The organism is Actinomyces sp. oral taxon 171 str. F0337 (assembly GCF_005696555.1).
GTDB lineage: Bacteria > Actinomycetota > Actinomycetes > Actinomycetales > Actinomycetaceae > Actinomyces > Actinomyces oris_E.
The window spans coordinates 1,525,828-1,545,440 of sequence record NZ_CP040005.1; the positions used below are offsets into that span (position 1 = coordinate 1,525,828).

Annotated in this window: 17 protein-coding genes; 7 read left to right on the plus strand and 10 right to left on the minus strand. The window is 68.9% G+C overall.

The window, feature by feature from the left end:
- Positions 1 to 54: 54 nt before the first annotated feature.
- From lnt to FBF36_RS06810, 8 genes are all read right to left on the minus strand, one after another.
- Complete coding sequence (gene lnt, locus FBF36_RS06775; RefSeq protein ID WP_009397684.1) at positions 55 to 1,626, minus strand: apolipoprotein N-acyltransferase; 1,572 nt, start codon at positions 1,624 to 1,626, stop codon at positions 55 to 57.
- A 125-nt stretch (positions 1,627 to 1,751) separates the two neighbouring features.
- Positions 1,752 to 2,669 (minus strand): DUF808 domain-containing protein, encoded by a 918-nt coding sequence (locus FBF36_RS06780; protein WP_138137311.1) that lies wholly within the window; start codon positions 2,667 to 2,669, stop codon positions 1,752 to 1,754.
- A gap of 58 nt (positions 2,670 to 2,727) precedes the next feature.
- Positions 2,728 to 5,688, minus strand: coding sequence for a DEAD/DEAH box helicase (locus FBF36_RS06785; RefSeq protein WP_009397678.1), 2,961 nt, complete (start codon positions 5,686 to 5,688; stop codon positions 2,728 to 2,730).
- Between the two features lie 21 nt (positions 5,689 to 5,709).
- The gene (locus tag FBF36_RS06790) at positions 5,710 to 6,681 is read right to left on the minus strand and encodes a diacylglycerol/lipid kinase family protein (RefSeq protein WP_009397676.1); all 972 of its coding nucleotides are present in this window, start codon (positions 6,679 to 6,681) and stop codon (positions 5,710 to 5,712) included.
- Positions 6,682 to 6,748: 67 nt separating this feature from the next.
- Positions 6,749 to 7,570, minus strand: a complete 822-nt coding sequence (gene tatC / locus FBF36_RS06795) for a twin-arginine translocase subunit TatC (RefSeq protein ID WP_034493107.1) — start codon at positions 7,568 to 7,570, stop codon at positions 6,749 to 6,751.
- Between the two features lie 45 nt (positions 7,571 to 7,615).
- A complete protein-coding gene (gene tatA, locus FBF36_RS06800; RefSeq protein WP_009397669.1) occupies positions 7,616 to 7,873 on the minus strand; it encodes a Sec-independent protein translocase subunit TatA in 258 nt (85 codons plus the stop codon).
- A gap of 111 nt (positions 7,874 to 7,984) precedes the next feature.
- A complete protein-coding gene (locus FBF36_RS06805; protein WP_009397667.1) occupies positions 7,985 to 9,001 on the minus strand; it encodes a helix-turn-helix transcriptional regulator in 1,017 nt (338 codons plus the stop codon).
- A 2-nt stretch (positions 9,002 to 9,003) separates the two neighbouring features.
- On the minus strand, positions 9,004 to 10,041 hold the full coding sequence (locus FBF36_RS06810) for a helix-turn-helix transcriptional regulator (protein WP_009397666.1): 1,038 nt from the start codon (positions 10,039 to 10,041) through the stop codon (positions 9,004 to 9,006).
- 68 nt (positions 10,042 to 10,109) lie between these two features.
- On the opposite strand from FBF36_RS06810, the gene FBF36_RS06815 reads away from it, so the two are divergent.
- From FBF36_RS06815 to hisG, 7 genes are all read left to right on the plus strand, one after another.
- Positions 10,110 to 11,282, plus strand: a complete 1,173-nt coding sequence (locus FBF36_RS06815) for a DUF3866 family protein (protein WP_138137313.1) — start codon at positions 10,110 to 10,112, stop codon at positions 11,280 to 11,282.
- Complete coding sequence (locus tag FBF36_RS06820) at positions 11,275 to 12,651, plus strand: sensor histidine kinase (RefSeq protein ID WP_009397663.1); 1,377 nt, start codon at positions 11,275 to 11,277, stop codon at positions 12,649 to 12,651. Before FBF36_RS06815 ends, FBF36_RS06820 begins: the two co-directional genes overlap by 8 nt.
- Positions 12,648 to 13,403 (plus strand): response regulator, encoded by a 756-nt coding sequence (locus tag FBF36_RS06825; protein WP_009397661.1) that lies wholly within the window; start codon positions 12,648 to 12,650, stop codon positions 13,401 to 13,403. Before FBF36_RS06820 ends, FBF36_RS06825 begins: the two co-directional genes overlap by 4 nt.
- A 98-nt stretch (positions 13,404 to 13,501) precedes the next feature.
- Entirely contained in the window at positions 13,502 to 14,305 is an 804-nt protein-coding gene (locus FBF36_RS06830) for an ABC transporter ATP-binding protein (protein ID WP_034493105.1), read from the plus strand.
- On the plus strand, positions 14,302 to 15,987 hold the full coding sequence (locus FBF36_RS06835) for a hypothetical protein (protein ID WP_009397658.1): 1,686 nt from the start codon (positions 14,302 to 14,304) through the stop codon (positions 15,985 to 15,987). Before FBF36_RS06830 ends, FBF36_RS06835 begins: the two co-directional genes overlap by 4 nt.
- A gap of 186 nt (positions 15,988 to 16,173) precedes the next feature.
- Positions 16,174 to 16,437 (plus strand): phosphoribosyl-ATP diphosphatase, encoded by a 264-nt coding sequence (locus FBF36_RS06840; protein ID WP_009397657.1) that lies wholly within the window; start codon positions 16,174 to 16,176, stop codon positions 16,435 to 16,437.
- Positions 16,438 to 16,495: 58 nt separating this feature from the next.
- Complete coding sequence (hisG, locus tag FBF36_RS06845; RefSeq protein WP_009397656.1) at positions 16,496 to 17,341, plus strand: ATP phosphoribosyltransferase; 846 nt, start codon at positions 16,496 to 16,498, stop codon at positions 17,339 to 17,341.
- Positions 17,342 to 17,409: 68 nt separating this feature from the next.
- On the opposite strand, the gene FBF36_RS06850 is transcribed toward hisG, so the two are convergent.
- Both FBF36_RS06850 and FBF36_RS06855 read right to left on the minus strand, forming a co-directional pair.
- Positions 17,410 to 18,456 (minus strand): ABC transporter substrate-binding protein, encoded by a 1,047-nt coding sequence (locus FBF36_RS06850; protein ID WP_009397655.1) that lies wholly within the window; start codon positions 18,454 to 18,456, stop codon positions 17,410 to 17,412.
- A 51-nt stretch (positions 18,457 to 18,507) separates the two neighbouring features.
- Positions 18,508 to 19,503 carry an ABC transporter permease subunit gene (locus FBF36_RS06855; protein WP_034493104.1) on the minus strand — a complete coding sequence of 332 codons (996 nt, stop codon included), beginning with the start codon at positions 19,501 to 19,503 and terminating at the stop codon, positions 18,508 to 18,510.
- Positions 19,504 to 19,613: the final 110 nt, after the last annotated feature.

Consider the following 19,613-nt stretch of genomic DNA (forward strand, 5'->3'; position numbering starts at 1 on the left):
TAGTTGAGTTGCGTGGCGCCGAGACTAGCTGAGACACCCTGAAGATGTCTGAGATCAGCTGCGATGACGAGTCGGAGTCGCTGTCCACCGTCGGCGCGCCTGGCTCAGGATACCGGCCCCGACCAGCGCGCCCGCACCGGCGAGGAGAAGGATGCCGGGGGCGGTACCGAGCCGGTCGGCAACGGTCTGTGAGCTGCGCAGCGGGACATCGGCCACGAGGCTCGCCTGAGTATAGGGTTGCGTGACCTGCTCGACCTCGCCGCGGGGATTGATGATCGCGGTGTAACCGACAGTGGAGGCCTGGATGACACTGCGGCCGTGGACCACTGCCTGGACGCGCCCCTGGGCGAGCTGCTGGGCGGCCTCGCCTGAGTCGAGGAAGGAGGCGTTGTTCGTCGGGATGATGATCGCCTGCCCGCCCTGTTTGACGCCGGTGCGCAGGGCGTCGTCATAGGCGACCTCAAAACAGATGCCCATGGCGAAGGTGACGTCTCGGCCCTGGGTGATGGCCGGAACCGTCAGCGTGCTGGGACCGGTGCCGGGCAGCATGTCGATACCGACCCGGTCGACCTGGGTGGTCAGGCGCCGTACCAGAGAACGGGAGGGGATGTACTCCGCGAAGGGCACGGGGCGGTGCTTGCGGTAGTACGGATGAGTCGTCTTCCCGGAGACGTCTCCGGGATTCCAGATGAGGACGTCGTTGTAACGGATGTCGTCGACGAAAGGGACCGCCCCCACGAGTACTGGCGCCTGAACCGCTTGGGCGGCCTCATCAACAATGGCCGCTGAGGCCGGGTAGTCGCGTGGGTCCAGGTCCGCGGAGTTCTCCGGCCAGATGACCATGTCGAGGTTGCCGGGGCCGACGTCGTCGGCCAGCTTCCTCGTGGCCTCAGCGTGGTTGCCAGTCACCTCCAGGGCCCGGTTGAAGGCGTCCTCGAAGTCCGTGGCGACGTTTCCCTGGACGGCTCCGACACGAACGGTTCCGTCCTCGGCTCGTGTATCCAGCGGCAGTAGCCGCGGTGCGGCGAGCAGAGCCGCTGCGAGCGCTGCGCAGAGGAGGACCGGCAGGGCACGGCGCTTATAGACGGATCGAGCCGCTTGAGCGATGCATGCCGCGGCCAGTGCCACCAGCAGCCCCACCCCGGCGCTGCCGACATAGGCGGCGGCAGGCAGGACCGGGGCGTCGGCCATCGCGAAGGCCAGACGCCCGAAGGGAAAACCGCCCAGTGGCCACACCGAGCGCAGCTCCTCGACGCCCGACCACAGAAGAGCGAAGGCGAGAACACCCCGGGCACCAGCGGGCACATGGTGCAGCGGGTTTCGGCCGCCGGAGGCCCCCTCAAGCTGTGGGAGTCGGCTGACTAGAGCCCACGCGCCGCCGAGGCCGGCGAGATAGAGCGACTCGAAGAGCGTCAGCGCGATCCAGCCGATCGGGTTGCCCATGCCCACCATCGTGAAGTGCAGCAGAGGCGTGAACAGGCCGAAGCCGTAGAACAGCCCCAGACCGGTGCCCGCCCAGAAGCCGCGGCCGCGGACGAGCAGCATGAGTGTCCCGACCCCAATGAGGGCCGACCACCACAGGTTCATCGGGGGGAAGGCGGCGTAGGTGGCCAGGCCCGCCAGCATCGCCACAGCCGCGGGCGCTGATCGGCGAAGCCGGCGGGGAGACTGAGAAAGCAGCCGGGTACGCAGCCAGGAGGGCAACCGGGAAGGCTCTGTCACGCGGTGAAGCATACGGGTAAGTTTGATGGTTAACCTTTGTGACGGCGGGCCACAGCGTGGTGCACGGGCTGCCAGGCCAGGGCCAGCAGGGTGCCGATGACTGCGCCGATGAGGCAGGACATGGCTGTTCCGGTGATCCAGGACAAGACCGGGTTGTGGGTGAGCTCCTCGGCCCACTCAATGGCGTGGTGCAGGGGGTGGAAGCCGACCTTGGCGAGGTTGGTCGCCAGGATGTGTCCGCCGACCCACAGCATCGCCACGGTCCCGACGATCCCGATGCCGCGGAAGAGCGCCGGCGCCAAGGTCACGATCGCACGCCCGAAGGACCGGATGATGCCGGTACGGCCCTGCCCGGCCAGGTGCGCCCCGGCGTCGTCGAGCTTGATGAGGGCCGCCACCAGGCCGTAGACGGCGAAGGTGATGAGCAGAGCAATGAGGACCAGCACGATGATGCGCCGCATGGAGGACTCCCCCTCCACCTCGGCCAGGGCCAGCAGCATGATCTCGGTGGACAGGACGAAGTCTGTGGTGATGGCCTGACGGATGATCTGCGCCTCGTCGACCGGGCCGGTCTCCTCCTTGGCGTGAGCAGCGCCGCCGAAGCGCTCCAGGATCTTCTCCCCGCCCTCAAAGCACAGGTAGGCGCCACCGACGATGAGCGCCACCGGCAGGAGCCACGGTGCCACGGCCGTCAGCAGCAGGCCGATCGGCAGGATGATGAGGAGCTTGTTGCGCAACGAGCCCAGCGTGATCCTCTTGATGATCGGCAGCTCACGGTCCGGGGTGATACCGGTGACGTACTGGGGCGTGGTGGCGACGTCGTCGACGGCGGCCGCCGACACCTTCGCGGAGGTCTTGACGGCCATGGAGGCCGTGTCGTCAACGGTGGACAGCGTCAGCTTGGCGAGCGTGGCGATGTCGTCGAGGAGGGCGAAGAAGCCTGACATAGGGGCATGAGTCCTGTCGTCCGGAGTATCGGCTGGAACGAGAGTACTAGCCGCAGCGTCACACCGCGGACCAGCTCACCACTCCCCTGTTGAGATCCAGGGACGCCTCTGCGGCGCGCATCGACAGGCTGGTGACCGCTCTGGCCTGCTCGGGGCTGGCGTCCGGTGGTGGTGAGAGGCTCGCGATCTGGCCGACGACGTCGAGCAGCTGCTTGCACCAGCGCACGAAGTCCCCGGCCGTCAGCTCAGTGGCATCCAGGATGTCCGCCAGCTGCGCGCCATCGCACCAGGCCTGGACGGACCCGGCCAGCGCCGGCTCTGCTCCCGAGGATGCCTCGATGCGGGCCAGGGACTCCAGGTCGTGGATCCGGTGCGAGACTCCCAGCTGTGCGCGCAGGCACTGGCCGAGCCTGGACCCGGGCGCCACTGGCAGCCCGATCGACTGGGCGCTCAGTCTCGGCTCGTAGACGCAGGCACTCAGCGCCCCGGCCAGCTCCGCGGCGCTGAGGTCCTCGAAGACTCCCGTGCGCAGGCACTCGGCGATGAGCAGGTCACGCTCGGCGTAGATCCGGGCCAGTACCTTGCCGGCACCGGTGACCCGCAGCTCGCGCTCCGGGTGGCCCCGGTCCACCGGCCGCAGGTAACCCAGCTCGAGAAGCACCTCGCAGACGGCGTCGAAGAGGCGGGCGATGGTGCCGGTGCGGGTCTCGATGCGCCGCTGGAGGCGCTCGGCCTCGGCCCGGGCCCGGGACCACTTGCGGCCCACCCGGGTGTGCTCCTCCCGGTCGGGGCAGCCGTGGCAGGGGTGTGAGCGCATCTCATGGCGCAGGCGCTCAAGGTTCTCGATAGCGCTGTCACGGCGGGCCTGCGCCCGGCTGGAGCGGGTGCGTGTGCGCTTCGTGCCCCCTTCCAGGTCCCCTGAGCGCAGCGCGTCGACCAGACGCTGAACAAGCCGGTCCCGATCCCGGGGGCGGTGCGGATCCACCGAGTCCGCCACCCGCAGCACACCCACACGCATGACTCCGTCCGGCGCTGTGTCCAGGGTCAGGCTGGCCACTCGCGAGTCCTCCCCCAGCACCGTGATGGTGGGGGTCCCGGTCCGGTCGGCACCGACCTCCAGGACAATGCCATGGCGACGGCGCCGCCCCTTGCGGAAGACAACGACGTCACCGCGTCCCAGTGAGCTCATGGTCCGACCCGTCTCACTGCGGCGCGCCGCGGCCTTGTCCCGCGACAGGTCCGCCTCGGCCTCGGCAATGGCCTGGCGCAGGGAGGCGTACTCTCGGAAGTCGCCCAGACGGCACATCATGTCCTTCTCCAGGCCCTCCAGACTGCGGCGCTTGCGGCGAGCCTGAGCAGCCAGCTCCACGACGCCGCGGTCGGCCTGGAACTGGGCGAAGGACTGCTCAAGCACCTCACGTACCCGCGTGCGCGGCATGCGCTCAAGCAGGTTGACGGCCATGTTGTAGGTCGGGCGGAAGGCGGAGACCAGCGGGTAGGTGCGCCGGGAGGCCAGCGAGGAGACCGTGGCCGGCTCGACGTCGTCAGCCGCCAGCACGACGGCGTGGCCCTCCACATCGATGCCGCGGCGCCCGGCCCGCCCCGTCAGCTGGGTGTACTCCCCCGGGCTGAGGGTGACATGAGCCGAGCCGTTCCACTTGCGCAGTGACTCCAGGACCACGGTGCGGGCGGGCATGTTGATCCCCAGTGCCAGGGTCTCGGTGGCATAGACGACCTTGACCAGGCCCGCGCTGAAGAGCTCCTCCACCGTCTCCTTGAACACCGGCAGCAGACCCGCGTGGTGGGCCGCGACGCCGCGCTCCAGGGCGTGGGCCCAGAAGTGGAAGCCGAGGACCCCCAGGTCGCCGGCGGGGATGTCAGCGGTGCGCCGCTCAATGACCTCGCGGATCCGGGCGGCCTCGGCCTCGGTGGTCAGGTCCACCCCGGCGTTGACCACCTGGTGGACGGCCTGCTCGCAGCCCGCCCGGGAGAAGACGAAGACGATCGCGGGCAGAAGGCGCGCCCCCTCCAGGGCCGTGACGACCTGCAGTCGGGAGGGCGGCTTCAACCTGGCCGTGCGGGCCCCTCCTTCGCCACGGCGAGGCGCCCGTCCGCCTCGTGCGGAGCGCTTCCAGGGCTGCGGTCCCCTGGCCGAATCGCCGCCGCGGCCGCGGTAGCCATTCTTGGAGCCACCTCCGGAAGCGGCGGCACGCCGAGCCTGCTTGACCGCCTTGAGCAGCTCGGGGTTGAGCGGGGGCTGCCCCGTCCGCTCCGCCTGCTGCTCCAGCTCGGGCTGCTCGGACTGGTCGAGCTGGTCGGACTGCTCAGCCGGATCCGCGGGATGGGAGTACAACGGCAACAGCCGGCGACCGACCATCATGTGCTGAGTCAGCGGGACGGGGCGCTCCTCGGAGACGACGACGGCGGTCCTGCCGCGCACCTGGCCGAGCCAGTCGCCGAACTCCTCGGCGTTGGAGACCGTGGCAGACAGGGAGATCACCTGGACCTCGGCGGGCAGATGGATGATGACCTCCTCCCACACCGACCCGCGGAAGCGGTCGGCCAGGTAGTGGACCTCGTCCATGACCACGAAGCCCAGCCGGTCCAGGTCACGCGAGCCCGAGTAGAGCATGTTGCGCAGCACCTCGGTGGTCATGACCACCACGTCCGCGTGAGGGTTGACGGAGGTATCACCGGTCAGCAGCCCCACCCGTTCCTGACCGTGCCGGGCCACAAGGTCCAGATACTTCTGGTTGCTCAGCGCCTTGATGGGGGCGGTGTAGAAGGTCTTGAGCCCCCGGACCAGGCCCAGGTGCACGGCGAACTCCCCCACCACCGTCTTGCCGGCGCCCGTTGGAGCCGCGACCAGCACGCCCTCTCCCCTCTCGAGGGCGCCGCAGGCCTCCTCCTGGAAGGGGTCGAGGGGGAAGTCGTAGCCCTGGGTGAAACGGGCGAGCTCACTGCTGGAGGCGGCCTGTCGACGTCGAGATGCGGCATAGCGCTCGGCTGGTGAGCTCATGGCAACACCCTACGGTCCGGATCAGTTCTGAGCCGGTAGAAGCAGCCGGACGGCGTCGGGGACGGCCTCAAGGCGCAGGGGCAGCTCGGCCAGCGGCTCGCCATCAGCGAAGGGGTGAGGAGGCGGACGCAGGCCCCGATCACGGCCGGTTCGCACAGCGAGCGCCTCAATGGTGACGGTGCGGCTGCGCTCCACGTGGACGGCCGGGTCGGTCAGGTGTGTGCCGCGAAAGAGCCGGCGGAAGAGGGCGAGCAGGTGGGTGCGGCCCACGGGGTCCAGGCGCAGCACCTCCAGCAGGCCATCGGTGGGGTCGGCCTGGGGCGCCAGGTCCATGCCGCCGCCGACATAACGGGTGTTGGCCGCAGTCAGCAGGAGCGCCGGCCCCTCCCAGGTGCCCTCGTCGGTGGTGACCCGGTATCCGTAGGGAGCCAGCGTCGCGAGCTCGGCGGTGAAGGCGCGCACGTAGCGTCCCTCACGGGCCGGCCAGGAGAGGGTGTTGGCGCGGGCGTTGACGGCGGCGTCCACCCCGGCGCTGACCACGGCCAGAGACCATCGACGCTGCGGGGCGAGCAGGGTGCCGTCGGGGCGGGAGGCGTAGATCGCGTCCACCACTGTAATGGCGCCCTTTCCGGACAGCGCCTGGTTGATGAGGCGGGCAGATTCCGCTGCATCCCTGCTGGGCAGACCGAAGTGCCGGGCGATGTCGTTACCGGTGCCGGTGGCCACGATGCCCAGGGGCACACCCGTCGTGGCGACGATGTCCACCCCCAGGTGGACCATGCCGTCCCCGCCGACGACGACGAATGCCTCGACGTTCCGGTGCGGCCCGTCGCCCAGGAGGGCCCGTCCTGCGTGACGCGCCTGCTCGTAGGAGCTGCCACGCACGTGGAGGACCTCGTGGCCGGCCTCGGTGAGGATCCGGCGGGCGACGTCGTCGGCGGCCGCATGACGGCCTCGACCCGAGGAGGGGTTGGACAGCAGAGCGATACGCATCGAGGCAACGGGTACGACAGTTCAGAACGTGTACGACAGTTCAGCAGAGGTCGGGTGATGCGCCTGACTACTCGGCCAGGGCGGCCTCGAGCTCGGCGTCGAGCTGGGCACGCTTCTTCTCCACTCGTTTGTCATGCATGATGGAGATGAAGCAGGCCAGGAAGTACAGGCCAGTGACTGGCAGTGCCATGAAGATCATGGACCAAGCATCGGGTAGCGGATTGGCGAAAGCCATAAAGGTGAAGATGGCAACGACGGCCCAGCGCCAGCCTTTGAGCATCGTGGAACCCTTCATGAGCCCCAGCATATTGAGGGCGACGAGGAGCTCGGGCAGGAGGAAGGCGAGTCCGAAGACGACCACCAGTCGCATGGTGAAGGACAGGTAGACGCCTGCGTTGATGAGGCCCGCCGTGGGGCCATCAGGAATGAAGCTGGTGAGGATGGCGACCGCATGCGGCATCACCCAGATCCCCAGGGCGGCGCCGGCGGAGAACAACAAGAGTCCCACGACGCCGTAGGACCAAGTGTAGGCCTTCTCCTTGCGGGTCATGCCCGGTCCGACGAAGGCCCAGAACTCGTACATCCACAGTGGGGCGGAGAACAGGACGCCGAGCCAGATGGAGACCTGGAGTCTCATATCGAAGGAGGCCAAGATCGTGTCGAAATTCAGAGTGAGGTTGGCGCCGCGGGCATTGGCGGCATCGATCGGCCGGGTGATAAGTGAGAAGGCCTGTTCGTAGAGCACATAACCCACAACCGACATCACCAGGACACCTAGGGCAGAGATGAAGAGCCGGTTGCGCAGCTCGCGCAGGTGGTCCCCGATGGACATGCGCGCCTCGGGGTTGTCCTTGCGCCTCGATCGCTTGATCTGAGGGAGCTTGGGCACCGCGGCCTCCTTCGTCTGCAGGTCACCGGCTCTGACCGGATGACATCACTTCTGGGATGAGCCCTCGGCGCTCTGAGCGGTCTGGCCGGACTGGGTGGGCTCGGTATAGTAGGTGCCCTCCTGCGGCTGCTGAATCTGGGCCTGGGGGTCCTTGGAGTCGTCATCGCGCAGCTCCTTGACCTCCTTCTTGAAGACCTTCATGGACTGGCCCACGCTGCGGGCGATGTCAGGCAGCTTGCTGGAGCCGAAGACAAGCAGGACGAGGACAAGCAGGACGACAATGTGCGTCGGAGTGAACTTCACGGTGCTGCTCCTTGTGGTAGGGGCTATCGATACGGGCTGAGTGTAGCCTCCCGGGCGGGCGCCTCAGAACGAGGGTCCTGACGGTTCTCCCCAAGGCGGACGGAGCAAGGCTCAGCCGTTGTATGAGGTCAGAGCCTGATTAGCGGATGCTGCCGCTTCTTGGGCGAGCTCCGGGGGCTCCACCGCCACGAGATGGCGCCCCGCTGAGAGGACCAGGCCGATGAGCCAGGCGCGGTCGCGTCCCTCAACGACAACCCTGAGGCTGCCGTCTGCGGTCTCCTCCTGGGACAGGCACGGGACCTGCTCGGCGAGCCAGCGGCCCGTTGGTTGGAGAACCAGCGTGGCGCGAGGTCTGTTCCCCGCGGAGTGATCGGCCGCGGGCTGGTTCCTTCTGCGCGAGGCGCGATGCCGCACGGACGGGATGTCGAGCACCTCAGCCGACGTGATCCGGTCCAGGCGGAAGCTGCGCTCAGCCTTGGCGCTGAGGCACCAGCCCACCAGCGTCATATGTGATCCATCACTTTCCAGTGTGATCGGATCGACGTCTCGCTCCGAGGGGGTGTCGGTGGCGGAGACATAGACCAGGTGGAGGCGGCGCCTGTCCTGCAGGGCGGAGCGCACAGCGGCCAGGATCCGGGACGTATGGCTGGAACGTCCGGCGTGCGCGGGGTCTGGGCCGGTGGAGGTGATGGTTCCCGGATCGACGCGGGTGTCGGAGTCCTCGGTGGGGGGGCCAGAGCTGAGCAGGGCGGTCACCGCCTGCTGGGTGGAGGCGATCACGGGCGCGGAGGCGTCATCGTCGGCCAGGAGGTCGGCGAGCACCCTGAGCGCCATGAGCAGAGAGATCGCCTCCTGCCGGGTGAGGCGAACCGGGCGGTCCAGCCCCAGTGGTTCGGACAGCCGCAGGCGCCCGGCCTCGAAGTCCGAGGCGTCGAAGTCCACGAGGTCCCCGTGCATGCCGCCGGGCAATCCGGAGACCCACAGCGTGTTGACGTCGCGCTCAATGACGGCCGGGGGCACGCCGAAGTGCTCGGCGGCCTCCTTGACGGTCACGCCGGGGTTCTCCGCGACCCAGGCGGGCAGGGCCAGCAGCCGCGTGAGCTGGTCGGAGGCGGATACGCGAGCCATGGTCACTCCCCTTCCGGTGCCGTCAGCCCCGCGGCGCCTCGCAGGTGGGACAGGACCGCCTGGCGCAAGGAGTCGGGGGCGAGGACGACGACGGCCTCGCCAAGAGCGGCAACGGTTCCGGCGAAGGAGAAGGAATCCTCATACTCCACGGCGATGAGATCACGGCCCTCCAGGTGCGCAGGCAGGTCTGCCTGTGAAGCCTGAGCCGGATCGGGGCGGGCGCCGGCCAGACGCAGCCCCAGGGCCCGCCCTGGCAGAGCGGCGAGCAGTGCACGCCGGCGGCTGGGCGCCTTGGTGGGAAGACGGGTGAAAGCCCCGGGGTGCCCATGGACGGTGACTGACCCGGTCATGCGGGCCAGGCGGAAGGTCAGCAGCCTGGTGGCGCTTCCTTCATATCGCCCTGGTTCCTCGGTGCTGTCCGTGTCGAGAGTGCCGGAGGGCTCGACGGCGTCGAGGTACCAGGCGCCCTCGGCCAGGCGCAGATGATGCGGCTCGACAGTACGGGCCCGGGTGCTGCCCGAGCGGGCGGAGACGTAGTCGAAGGTGACCAGGCGGCGCTCGTCGACCGCGGTGATGAGCTCCTCGGGGATCTCGTCACCGGACAGATCAGCGGTGAGGGCCGGCAGGCCGGCGGAGCTGCTTCCCGCCGGTCCCTCACTGACGGCGCGCAGCTTGGTCAGGGCCCGCCGGGCCGTGGCGGGAAGACCACCGTCGCGCCAGGCGGAGGCCGCCAGGCTCAGGCAGGCGGCCTGCTCGGCGCTCAGATGCAGCGCGGGCAGGATGTAGTCCTCCTCAACGACCCGGTACCGGGGCTCCTCGGGGCGTCCTGTGGTGGTCACCTCAATGCCGAGCTCGCGCAGCGTGTCCTTGTCCCGCTCGAACTTGCGGCGAGCCGAGACCGGGTTGGTGGAGGCGTCCGCCAAGGCGTATCCCGGCACGCTGGCCACGAGCTCCTCGGCGCTCAGGCCGGTGGTGCTGTTGCGCAAGGTGAGCAGAAGGCTCACCAGGCGCTCCTCAGTGCTACGGATCTGCTCGCTCACGGTCCCCCAGCCTAGAAGAGTCCGGTGGCCTGCGGCTGGAGACGCGCGTACCCGGATAGTCTGCCGCCATGATGTGGCGCGACGGCGTAGTGACCGGGACCAGGACGGCATGGGGGCCTGCGGGGAGATCCTGCGCCGAGCTGGAGGTGGAGATCGTCGGGGCTCCCAGCGGTGCGGGCAGCCTGCTGCCCGGCCAGAGGGTCCGCGCGGTCGCCTACGAGGCCCTCACCGGGCTGCCCGCCGCCGAGGAACGGGTGAGGCTGGAGGTCTCGGCCCTCGACCGCGCCCTGGGCACGGGTGGGCACGCCATGGTCAGCTCTCGCCTGGACGTCCTACCCACCGACCCTCCGCGCGAGGGACACCTCGTCAAGGCCCGCTACATGCCGGACCAGGTCATGGTCACCGGCGTTGACGAGCAGGGCACGGCCCACCACGGCCTGCTGTCCCAGCCGATCGGCAGCCTGGACCTGGAGGGGATGCCGGTGGTGGTGGCCGACCTGCACTCGAGCCTGCCGGCGGTGCTCACCGGCCTGCGCTCCCCCGACGGCCAGGACCAGCCGCGCGTCGTCTACATCATGACCGACGGCGGGGCCCTGCCCCTGGCCTACTCGCGTGTCGTTGCCGCGCTGAGCCGGGCCGGGTGGCTGAGCGGGACCATCACGGCCGGGCAGGCCTGGGGCGGCGACATCGAGGCGGTCAGCGTCCACAACGCGCTCCTAGCAGCCCGGCACGTCCTGCACGCCGACGCCGCCGTCGTCATCCAGGGGCCCGGGAACCTGGGTACCGAGACGCCCTGGGGCTTCTCCGGGGTGGCCTGCGGGGACGCCATCAACGCCATCGCCACGCTGGGCGGGCGCCCGGTGGCCTGCCTGCGTGTCTCCCAGGCCGATGCCCGCACCCGCCACCGGGGCGTGTCCCACCACTCGATGACGGCCTACGGGCGGGTCGCACTGGCAGGGGCCGACGTCGTCGTCCCCGACCTGGAGGGCTCGCTGGGGGCGCAGGTGCGTCAGGAGGCTAAGGCCCTGTGCGCGCCCCGGCCGGGCGCCGGGCAGCACCGACTCGTCAAGGTTGCCGTTGACGGGCTCCTGGAGCTGCTGCGGGCGGCCGAGGTGGAGACCGGGGTGAGGCTGTCCACCATGCGACGGGGTTTGGATGAGGACACGGCCGCCTTCATCGCCGCAGCGGCGGCCGGTCGCCATGTCCGCCGGATCCTGGATGCGGGGGCGGTGAATGGCTGACCTGGCCGCGCTGGTCGATGAAGCGGTGCTGCCACTAACGACGAACCTGTCGGCGGCCTACGACTGGCGCGCACGGCACCGCACGGTGCCGGGGCGAAGAGGGCGCTGGTCACGGTACTCGGTCCCGGTCGTGGATCTCGCCCTGGGTACCGTCTTCCTCGCCTTCGCTCTGGAGTCGGTTACCTTCGTCCTGCGCTTCGGCGGCTACGCCGTCTATGTTGCGCACTTCGCCCTGTGCCTGGCGCTGGCGCTGACGCAGTTCGGACGGTTACGCCTTCTGCGTGCCTCCTTCATCGCGACCTATGCCCTGCTGGCAGCCTACGCGATCCTCGTGGCCCTCTCCCCCGTCAACCTCGGCCTCAACCCGATCATCGCCACGGCGGTCACCAGCCTGTACACCGTCACCCGCTGGGAGCCCGATCGGCGCTGGGGTACGGCGTCACTCCTGCTGGCTCTGGCCGGCGCCCTGGTCAACCCCGTCACCTTGGCCTCTTACACCCGTCCCTATGAAGCAGGTGACGACCCGACGACAAGCAGCGGCTGGAACGAAGCCATCCTGGTCACCCGCACGCTCACGAGCATGGTCTTCGTCGGTACCGTGGTGCTCACCTACCTGCTGGCCTCCTCCCGCCGCCGGATCGCCGAGAACCAAGCCCGCGACGTCGGCATCGCCGCGGCCCAGGCGGTTGCCGTCGAGCGCCTCAGCCTGGCCCGAGAGCTCCACGACCTCGTGGGCCACAGCCTCACCACGATCAAGGTGCAGGCCGCCACCGGCCTGGCCCTGGGAGGCGAGGAACGGCTGCGCAGCACGCTGACCACGGTGCGGGACACAGCCGATACCTCCCTGGCATCCGTGCGCCAGCTCGTCTCCGTCCTGCGCTCCGACGCCGGCGAGATCACTCCCCTGGCGGACCTACGGACCATCCCGGCCCTCATCGAGACCACCCGCAGCTCGGGGAGCCGGATCAGCGCCGTGCTTCCCGAACCGGAGGTCCTGGAGCGGTGCAACTCGGCGTGGTCTGCGATACAACGCCTCACCCTCGTGCGTCTGGTAGGAGAGACCCTCACCAACGCCGTCAGGCACGGAACCGGCCAGATCGAGCTGAGCCTGACACTGTCACAGGACTCCTGCCACCTTCACGTCGCCAACCCGGTGCCCGACGTCGCAGAGCACTCCCCCTTCGGTGGCAGCGGGCTCGTCGGCCTCGAGGAGCGACTCAGGCTCGTGGGCGGAACCATGACTCACGGTGTCCAAGGCGGAGAGGACCACAGCATCTTCACCATCGACGTCGACTTCCCCGTGGCACCGCCCGAGCTGTCCGCGAGCGCCACAATGGCTGACAAGTCAGGTTCAGGAGGCTCCAGATGATGCTCAGTATAACCGGTGTGATCAGGGTGGCTGTCGTCGATGACCAGCCGCTGCTGGTCAGTGCCTTCAGTGCTCTCGTGGCCGCGCAGCCCGATATGGAGGTCGTGCTGGAGGCGGTCGACGGGCGTCAGGCCGTCGAGGGGTTGACCGCGCGGGCCACCGGTCATCACGGGGCGGTTGACCTGGTGCTCATGGATCTGCGGATGCCGGTCCTGGACGGGGTCAGTGCCATTCGTGAACTGCGTGCCGCACCGGCCACCGCCTCCTTGCGGGTCCTGGTCCTGACCACCTTCGATGATGAGGACCTCGTCCTGGCGGCCCTGGGTGCCGGCGCCCACGGATTCCTCCTCAAGGATGCCGAGCCGATGACGCTGCTGGAGGCGATCCGCGTCGTCGCCCGCGGCGGGTCCTGGCTGGATCCGGCCGTCACGGGAACTGTTCTGGCGCACCTTGATGCAGGTACCGAACCCGGTGCCCCGCAGTCGCCCGCCTCACCGTCGGGGCCGACCGATGGCGCCGTGCCCGTTGTGGGAGCGCCGTCGGGACCCTATGAGGCTCTCACCGGTCGGGAGGACGCCGTGCTCGCCCTGGTGTGCCAGGGGCTGAGCAACGCACGGATCGGTGAGCGGCTCCATGTCGCCGAATCGACGGTCAAGTCCCATGTCAAGACGATCCTGGGCAAGACGGGCTGCCGCAACCGGGTCGAGCTCGTCATCTACGCGCTGACCACCGGGCTCGTCCAGCTCCAGTAGCTCTCCTCCCCAGGGAGGAGACGGGGCCACGGTGGCGGGCACGGGCCGTATCCCTGGTGGGGATCCGCCGAGGTACCGTCGCGCACGAGCATAGGGTCATGACATCTCCCCACACAGCCACCACAACGGCATCACCTCTCCGCTCCCCTACTCACGGCGCCGGTCTCACCCCTGGGCTGCGACTGACGGGGGTCTCGAAGTCCTTCGGCCGCCAGCAGGTGCTCAACGGTCTCGACCTGTCAGCCTATCCCGGTCGTGTCTACGGGCTGCTCGGTCTCAACGGCGCGGGTAAGTCGACCGCCTTCAACGTCGCGCTGGGTCTGCTGAGGCCCGATGCCGGTCGTGTGGAGATTCAGGGTGTCCCCTTCAGCCGGCGCAGCCTGGCCCAGGTGGGGGCCTCCATCAATGGTCCCGCGCTCTTCCCCCAGCTGTCCGCGCGGCGCAATCTGCTCGTCCACTGCCGCCTGACCGGCACCTCGCCGGAGACCATCGTCCCGCTCCTGGAGCGCGTGGGACTGGCGGGAGTCGGTAGGAAGCGCGCCGGCTCCTTCTCCACGGGCATGAAGGTGCGCCTGTCGCTGGCCATGGCGCTTCTGAACGACCCGGAGGTCCTCATCCTCGATGAGCCCCAGAACGGCCTGGACCCTCAGGGCATCATCGAGCTGCGCGATCTTGTACGGAACCTGGCCGACGAGGGTCGCACCGTCATCGTCTCCAGTCATCAGCTCGGGGAGATCGCCCGCATGAGCGACGACATCGGGGTCCTGGCCACCGGGCACCTCGTCTACGAGGGGGCGCTGTCCGACTTCGCCGACCCCGACGACGAGCGGGCCATGGAGAAGTCCTTCCTGGCAGCGGTCACTGGTAGCGGACGCCGCACCGGAACGGAGGCCCGCGCATGAGCACCGTTGTGCAGCCGCAGCCCTGGAGGACGGTGCAGGGGAAGACAGAAGTGAGAGTAGGCCTGTGGAACCTGGTGCGCGCCGAGATCACCCGCAGTCGGCGCACCTTCACCTGGGGCGTCATCGGGGCGACCCTCGTCTTCACCGCGCACACCATCATCCTGGCGAATGCCTCGATCTCCTCAGGCGTGGTCAAGGAGCTCCAGTGGAACGGCAATGCTCTGGCGTGGATGCACTTGTACGCCGGGGCCTTCGCGGTTCCGCTGGGCCTGCTGACCGGGGCGATGGCCCAGTGGCGTGAGCAGCGGTGGCGCCAGGGCGGGACGGCCTGGCGCGCCGTCGATCCTCGCCGCGTAGTGACCGCCCGCATCGTGGTCCTGAGCCTGTCGGCGCTGGCCTGCCAGGTGGCACTGGTCGCCCCGGTGGTGGGGCACGCCCTCATCGTCGGCAGCGGCTGGGGTCCCTGGAACAGGTACCTGCTGTTCGCCACCTACATGTGGATCGTCGTCACTGGTGCCTGCGCCTGGGGCATGGCGGCCTTCCGGGTGGCTCGAGCCGTCGCCGTCGGGGTCGCACCTGTCCTGGGCTTCATGTGGTCCGCGGTGGGCGTGGGTCAGGCCGAACGGAGCGACTGGTGGATGCTCCCGTGGGCCTGGACGGCTCGGGTCCCGTTGCCCCTGTTAGGCGTTCACGGAAACTCCGTCCTGCTCGAGAAGGGCTCGCCGGTATGGGGCTACCCGCTCCTGCCCGGGTTCCTGCTGACGACCGGCCTGACCCTGATCGGCGTCGGACTGGCCGTTCTCAGCGGCGCTCCCGGTGGTGCCGGGTCCTCGACTTCGTCGGTCTCCCGGCTCAGCCGGCTGCTTCCTGGTGGAAGGGCCGCTGACGAGGATCAGTCGGAGACCGTTTCGGTGCAGTCATCGGAGCATGCTCCGGGCTCGTGGCCCCGAAGCATCCCGAATCGCCGAGCCACGCCTGCTACCCGCATGGCCCGTGTTCCCGGGCCGCGCAGCGCCGTGCTGGCAATGGCCGGCGTCCTGCCCTGGATCGTGTGGGTAGTCCTGGCGACCCTGCTGCTCGCCTTCCTGGGTGTCCTCCACACCGCCTACCCACCTGGGTACGGGCAGAGCTTCCTCGAGCTCGTCGGTATGCCGGTTGCCGCGGCCATCACCGGCATCACGGTGTGGGGGCGACTTCAGCCGGCCTGGCGCACCCTCATCACTCGACGGGGGGCCTGCGGGATTCTGGTGTCGGCGACGGTTCTCAGCGCTGTCTTCCTCGTCCCGGTTCTGGTCGTCTCCTGGATCGTGACTGTGCTGGGCGACACTCTGACCCGCACCGACCCGAGCCTGCCTGCGGTGACCGGCGCAGTCTATGGACTCATGGTGATGCCGGCTGTGGCCTTCATGATCGCGGCCGTCAGCCTGGCGGTGGCTCTGTGCACCCGGATCGTCGTGGCGATCGTCCTCAACATCATCCTGGTCGTCACAGGGCTGCTCATTGGTGGCAACGAGGTCATGACGGCCACCGGCTTGTGGCGGATTGCTCCCTGGGCCTGGATGAGTGTCGCCCACCAGTTCCCGGGACGCTGGCTGACGATCGTCGTCCTCAGCCTGCTCATCGGGTCGACGGCGATGGGGGTAGCGGTCCTGGGAGCCAGGCGCGCCGCCATCCGTGAGTGAGGCTAATCCGGGGCGGTCGATCCGAGTGACCGGAGCGAGCCGCACCGTCGTCTCGGGGCGGGGCATCTCTCGGAGTCGGATGGCATCCCACCCGTGTCGACGCCGGTCAGTGCCGAGGACCGGCTCCGGTCTCACATAGGTCAACGGTCGGTCAGTGCCCCACTGGCTTTCCGATAGCCTAGGTCCATGAAGACCTTTGAGGACCTTTTCAACGAGCTGCAGCACAAGGCGGCCACCCGCCCCGAGGGCTCCGGGACGGTTGAGGAGCTGGACCGCGGGGTCCACTTCATCGGCAAGAAGCTCGTGGAGGAGGCCGCTGAGGCCTGGATGGCCTGCGAGCACGAGTCCGATGAGGCCGCCTGCGAGGAGATCAGCCAGCTGCTCTACCACGCCCAGGTCATGATGGTCGCCAAGGGCTACAGCCTCCAGGACGTCTACCGCCACCTGTAGGTCCTGAGACCTCTCAGGCCTCCTCACTCGACTCCCCCACCACAGATCAGGAACCGCCGTGCTGCGTATCGCCGTGCCGAACAAGGGATCCCTGTCCGATCCCGCCATCACCATGCTCTCCGAGGCGGGCTACCGCACCCGCCGCACGGGCCGTGAGCTCGTGCTCGTCGACGAGGCCAACGACGTCGAGCTGTTCTTCCTGCGTCCGCGCGACATCGCCGTCTACGTCGGCCAGGGCACCGTGCACGCCGGCATCACCGGGCGGGACCTGCTCCTGGACTCCGGGGTCGACGCGGTCGAGCACCTGCCCCTGGGCTTCGCCCGCTCCACCTTCCGCTTCGCCGCCCCCAAGGGCACGATGAGCTCCCTGGCCGACGTCGCCGGGCGCCGCGTGGCCACCTCCTACGACATCCTGGTGCGCAGCTACCTGGCCTCCCGGGGTGTGGAGGCCCAGACCGTTCACCTCGACGGCGCCGTGGAGTCCTCCGTCCAGCTGGGTGTGGCCGACCTCATCGCCGACGTCGTCGAGACCGGCACAACGCTGCGGGCGGCAGGTCTGGAGACCTTCGGGGACCCGATCCTCGTCAGCGAGGCGGTGCTCATCACCACCGAGCAGTTCCGCGGAGAACCCGGACTGGCCACGCTCGTGCGGCGCCTGGAGGGGGTGCTGCGTGCCCGCGCCTATGTGCTCGTCGACTACGACATCCCCATGAACAAGCTGCACCTGGCGACGGCCCTCACCCCGGGCATCGAGTCCCCCACCGTCTCCCCGCTGCAGAACCCCGACTGGGTGGCGGTGCGCGCCATGGTCCCGCGGGTGGATATGAACCGGGTCATGGATGAGCTCTACGAGGTCGGGGCGCGCGCCATCCTCGTCTCCTCACTACTGGCCTGCCGACTGTAGAGGCCTTCCCCGGCACGTCCGGGATGGCGCCCAATGCCCTGTCGTGCCCTGTCGTGCCCTGCTGCTGCCTATTGGGCCAGGGGCACGCAGACCTCGGCGGCCTTGGGTGTCTTCTTGTCGCCCAGGAGCTTGTGGGAGGTGAGGAACTCGATCATGGAGGCGATGTCGTCGACCCGCACCGAACCGATGGGGTGGGAACCATCGCCGCTGACCAGCTTGCCGGTGGCCACGGCGACCTCGCGCGCACGGGCCGCCTGAGTCTGATCCACCTTGAGGTCGTCCATGTGGTCCTTGGTGGCCTCGACTGCTGCGTCGGGGTCCTTGACGAATGCGGTCATGCCCTTGATCGAGGCCTTGACGACGGTCTCGAGGTCCTGGCGACGGGAGTCCAGCAGAGACCGGGTCGTCACCAGCGAGACGCCCACGAGGGGGATCCGGTCGGCGACCTGGATGGTACGCACGGGGGTGCCGGCCTGGCGGATCTGGATCGCGTCGTTGTTGGAGTAGCCGACGACGGCGTCGACCTTGCCGCCGACGAGTGCCGCCTGCTGGGTGTAGCCGATGTCCTGGATCGTCAGGTCCGACTCGGTCAGGGAGGCCGTGGACATGGCCAGCTGGAGGGCGTACCAGGTCTCCCCCTTGCGTCCCGGAGTGCCGACGGTCTTGCCCTTGAGGTCCGCGGGAGCCTTGATCGGGGAGCTCTCCGGGACGATGAGGCAGGCCGGGTAGGACTGGTAGCAGCCGCCCACGATGACGAGGTCGGAGCCGTTGGAGGTGGCCACCACAGCCTCGTCGGCGCCAGCGATGACGAGCTGCTCCTGGCCGCTCTGGAGGGCGTCAAAGAGGCCGTCCTGCGCCCCGTGGTGGTGCAGCGTCACGTTGGCGGCATATGTCCCATCCTTCTTAGCCATGTAGAAGGGGGCGAACTGGATGTTCGGCGTGTAGGTCAGGCCGATGGTCAGTGCGCCTCCGGCCGCCGAGGCCGATGCCGCGCGGCTTGCCGTGCCCGAGGAGCAGGCGGCGAGTGCCCCGGCGCCGGTGAGCGCCAGACCTCCTGCCAACAGGCGACGGCGCGAGAGGAACGACTGGGAGACGACGTGGTGAGAAAGAGTCATGATGAGGAGCTTCCTTGTGTGGGAGGGGTGAGAAGCGGAGCCGCGCAGGGCTCAGGTGGCGCGTCGACCTCGTAGGGCGTCCACGGTGCGGCTGCGTCGCTCGAGCTCATGGAGCGCCCAGTGGATGGATGTGGCCAGGACGCACAGGAGCGTGATCGTGGCGAACACGCCGGTGGTGTCGCCCCGGCTCTGTTGCGTGGAGAGCACGGTCCCCAGGCCCTCGCCGCCCATGATGAGCTCGCCGACGACCGCACCGGTGACTGACAGGGTGAAACCGGTACGCAAACCGGTGTAGATCGCCGGCAGGGCCATCGGCAGCTCCATGTGGATGAGCATGCGCAGGCCATGAGCGCCGTCGAGCCGGGCGGCATCCATGACGTCGGCGTCCAGGCTGCGCAGCCCCAGGAGCACCGTGATGGTGATGGGGAAGAAGACCATGAAGGCGCACAGGACCACGATGGGAAGAGCTCCGTAACCGATCCACAGAACCATGAGGGGCGCGACGGCGATGCCGGGGACCGCCTGACTTGCGGCGACATAGGGCAGGACGGTTCGCGAGAACAGCCGCCAACGGTACAGGGCCCAGGCCAGGGGCAGAGCAAACACGGCGGCCAGGAGACAGCCGAGGAGGGCCTCACGCAGCGTGATCCAGGCTCTCCACCCCAGCCCGGCCTGAGTGAGGTTCAGCCACAGGCGGGTGACGACCGCCCAGGGGCTGGGTAGGAAGATCTCGGGGACAGCGCCCGAGCCGGCGACGAGCTGCCAGATGATGAGCAGTGCCGCTCCCAGGACGACGGCGGGTAGTGGCCCGCTGCGCTCAGCAGCGCGGATACGACGTCGACGACGAGCCGAAGACTTCTGCAAGGGCCCTGAGACGGACTCCGGCACCGAGGGCTCCAGTGAGGCTGAGGGTGTCGACGGCTCCGGAACGTCACTGGGCAGCTCGGCGGGGGAAGCTTGAGAGCGCGCGGCCTTGCCGATGGGGCTGGGACTGTACACGACGGCGTCCTCCCGGGTCGTTCCGGGAACGGGCGCTCCCGGCTGCACCGGGGTCCGCCTGCACGCCGTCGGTCGGCGCACACACGTGCTGGGCGCCCGCTCGGTTCACCATCCGGTGAGCTCACGGCTGTCCGTGAGCTCGGGACACTGTCTCGAGC

Bases quoted from the DNA above. Each gene is read 5' to 3' on its own strand.
- lnt (WP_009397684.1), bottom strand. From the start codon at position 1,626: ATGCTGGCGGGCCTGGCCACCTACGCCGCCTTCCCCCCGATGAACCTG.
- FBF36_RS06780 (WP_138137311.1), bottom strand. From the start codon at position 2,669: ATGTCAGGCTTCTTCGCCCTCCTCGACGACATCGCCACGCTCGCCAAG.
- FBF36_RS06805 (WP_009397667.1), bottom strand. From the start codon at position 9,001: ATGGCTCGCGTATCCGCCTCCGACCAGCTCACGCGGCTGCTGGCCCTG.
- FBF36_RS06790 (WP_009397676.1), bottom strand. From the start codon at position 6,681: ATGCGTATCGCTCTGCTGTCCAACCCCTCCTCGGGTCGAGGCCGTCAT.
- FBF36_RS06815 (WP_138137313.1), top strand. From the start codon at position 10,110: ATGATGTGGCGCGACGGCGTAGTGACCGGGACCAGGACGGCATGGGGG.
- FBF36_RS06785 (WP_009397678.1), bottom strand. From the start codon at position 5,688: ATGAGCTCACCAGCCGAGCGCTATGCCGCATCTCGACGTCGACAGGCC.
- FBF36_RS06840 (WP_009397657.1), top strand. From the start codon at position 16,174: ATGAAGACCTTTGAGGACCTTTTCAACGAGCTGCAGCACAAGGCGGCC.
- FBF36_RS06820 (WP_009397663.1), top strand. From the start codon at position 11,275: ATGGCTGACCTGGCCGCGCTGGTCGATGAAGCGGTGCTGCCACTAACG.
- FBF36_RS06825 (WP_009397661.1), top strand. From the start codon at position 12,648: ATGATGCTCAGTATAACCGGTGTGATCAGGGTGGCTGTCGTCGATGAC.
- FBF36_RS06830 (WP_034493105.1), top strand. From the start codon at position 13,502: ATGACATCTCCCCACACAGCCACCACAACGGCATCACCTCTCCGCTCC.
- FBF36_RS06835 (WP_009397658.1), top strand. From the start codon at position 14,302: ATGAGCACCGTTGTGCAGCCGCAGCCCTGGAGGACGGTGCAGGGGAAG.
- FBF36_RS06850 (WP_009397655.1), bottom strand. From the start codon at position 18,456: ATGACTCTTTCTCACCACGTCGTCTCCCAGTCGTTCCTCTCGCGCCGT.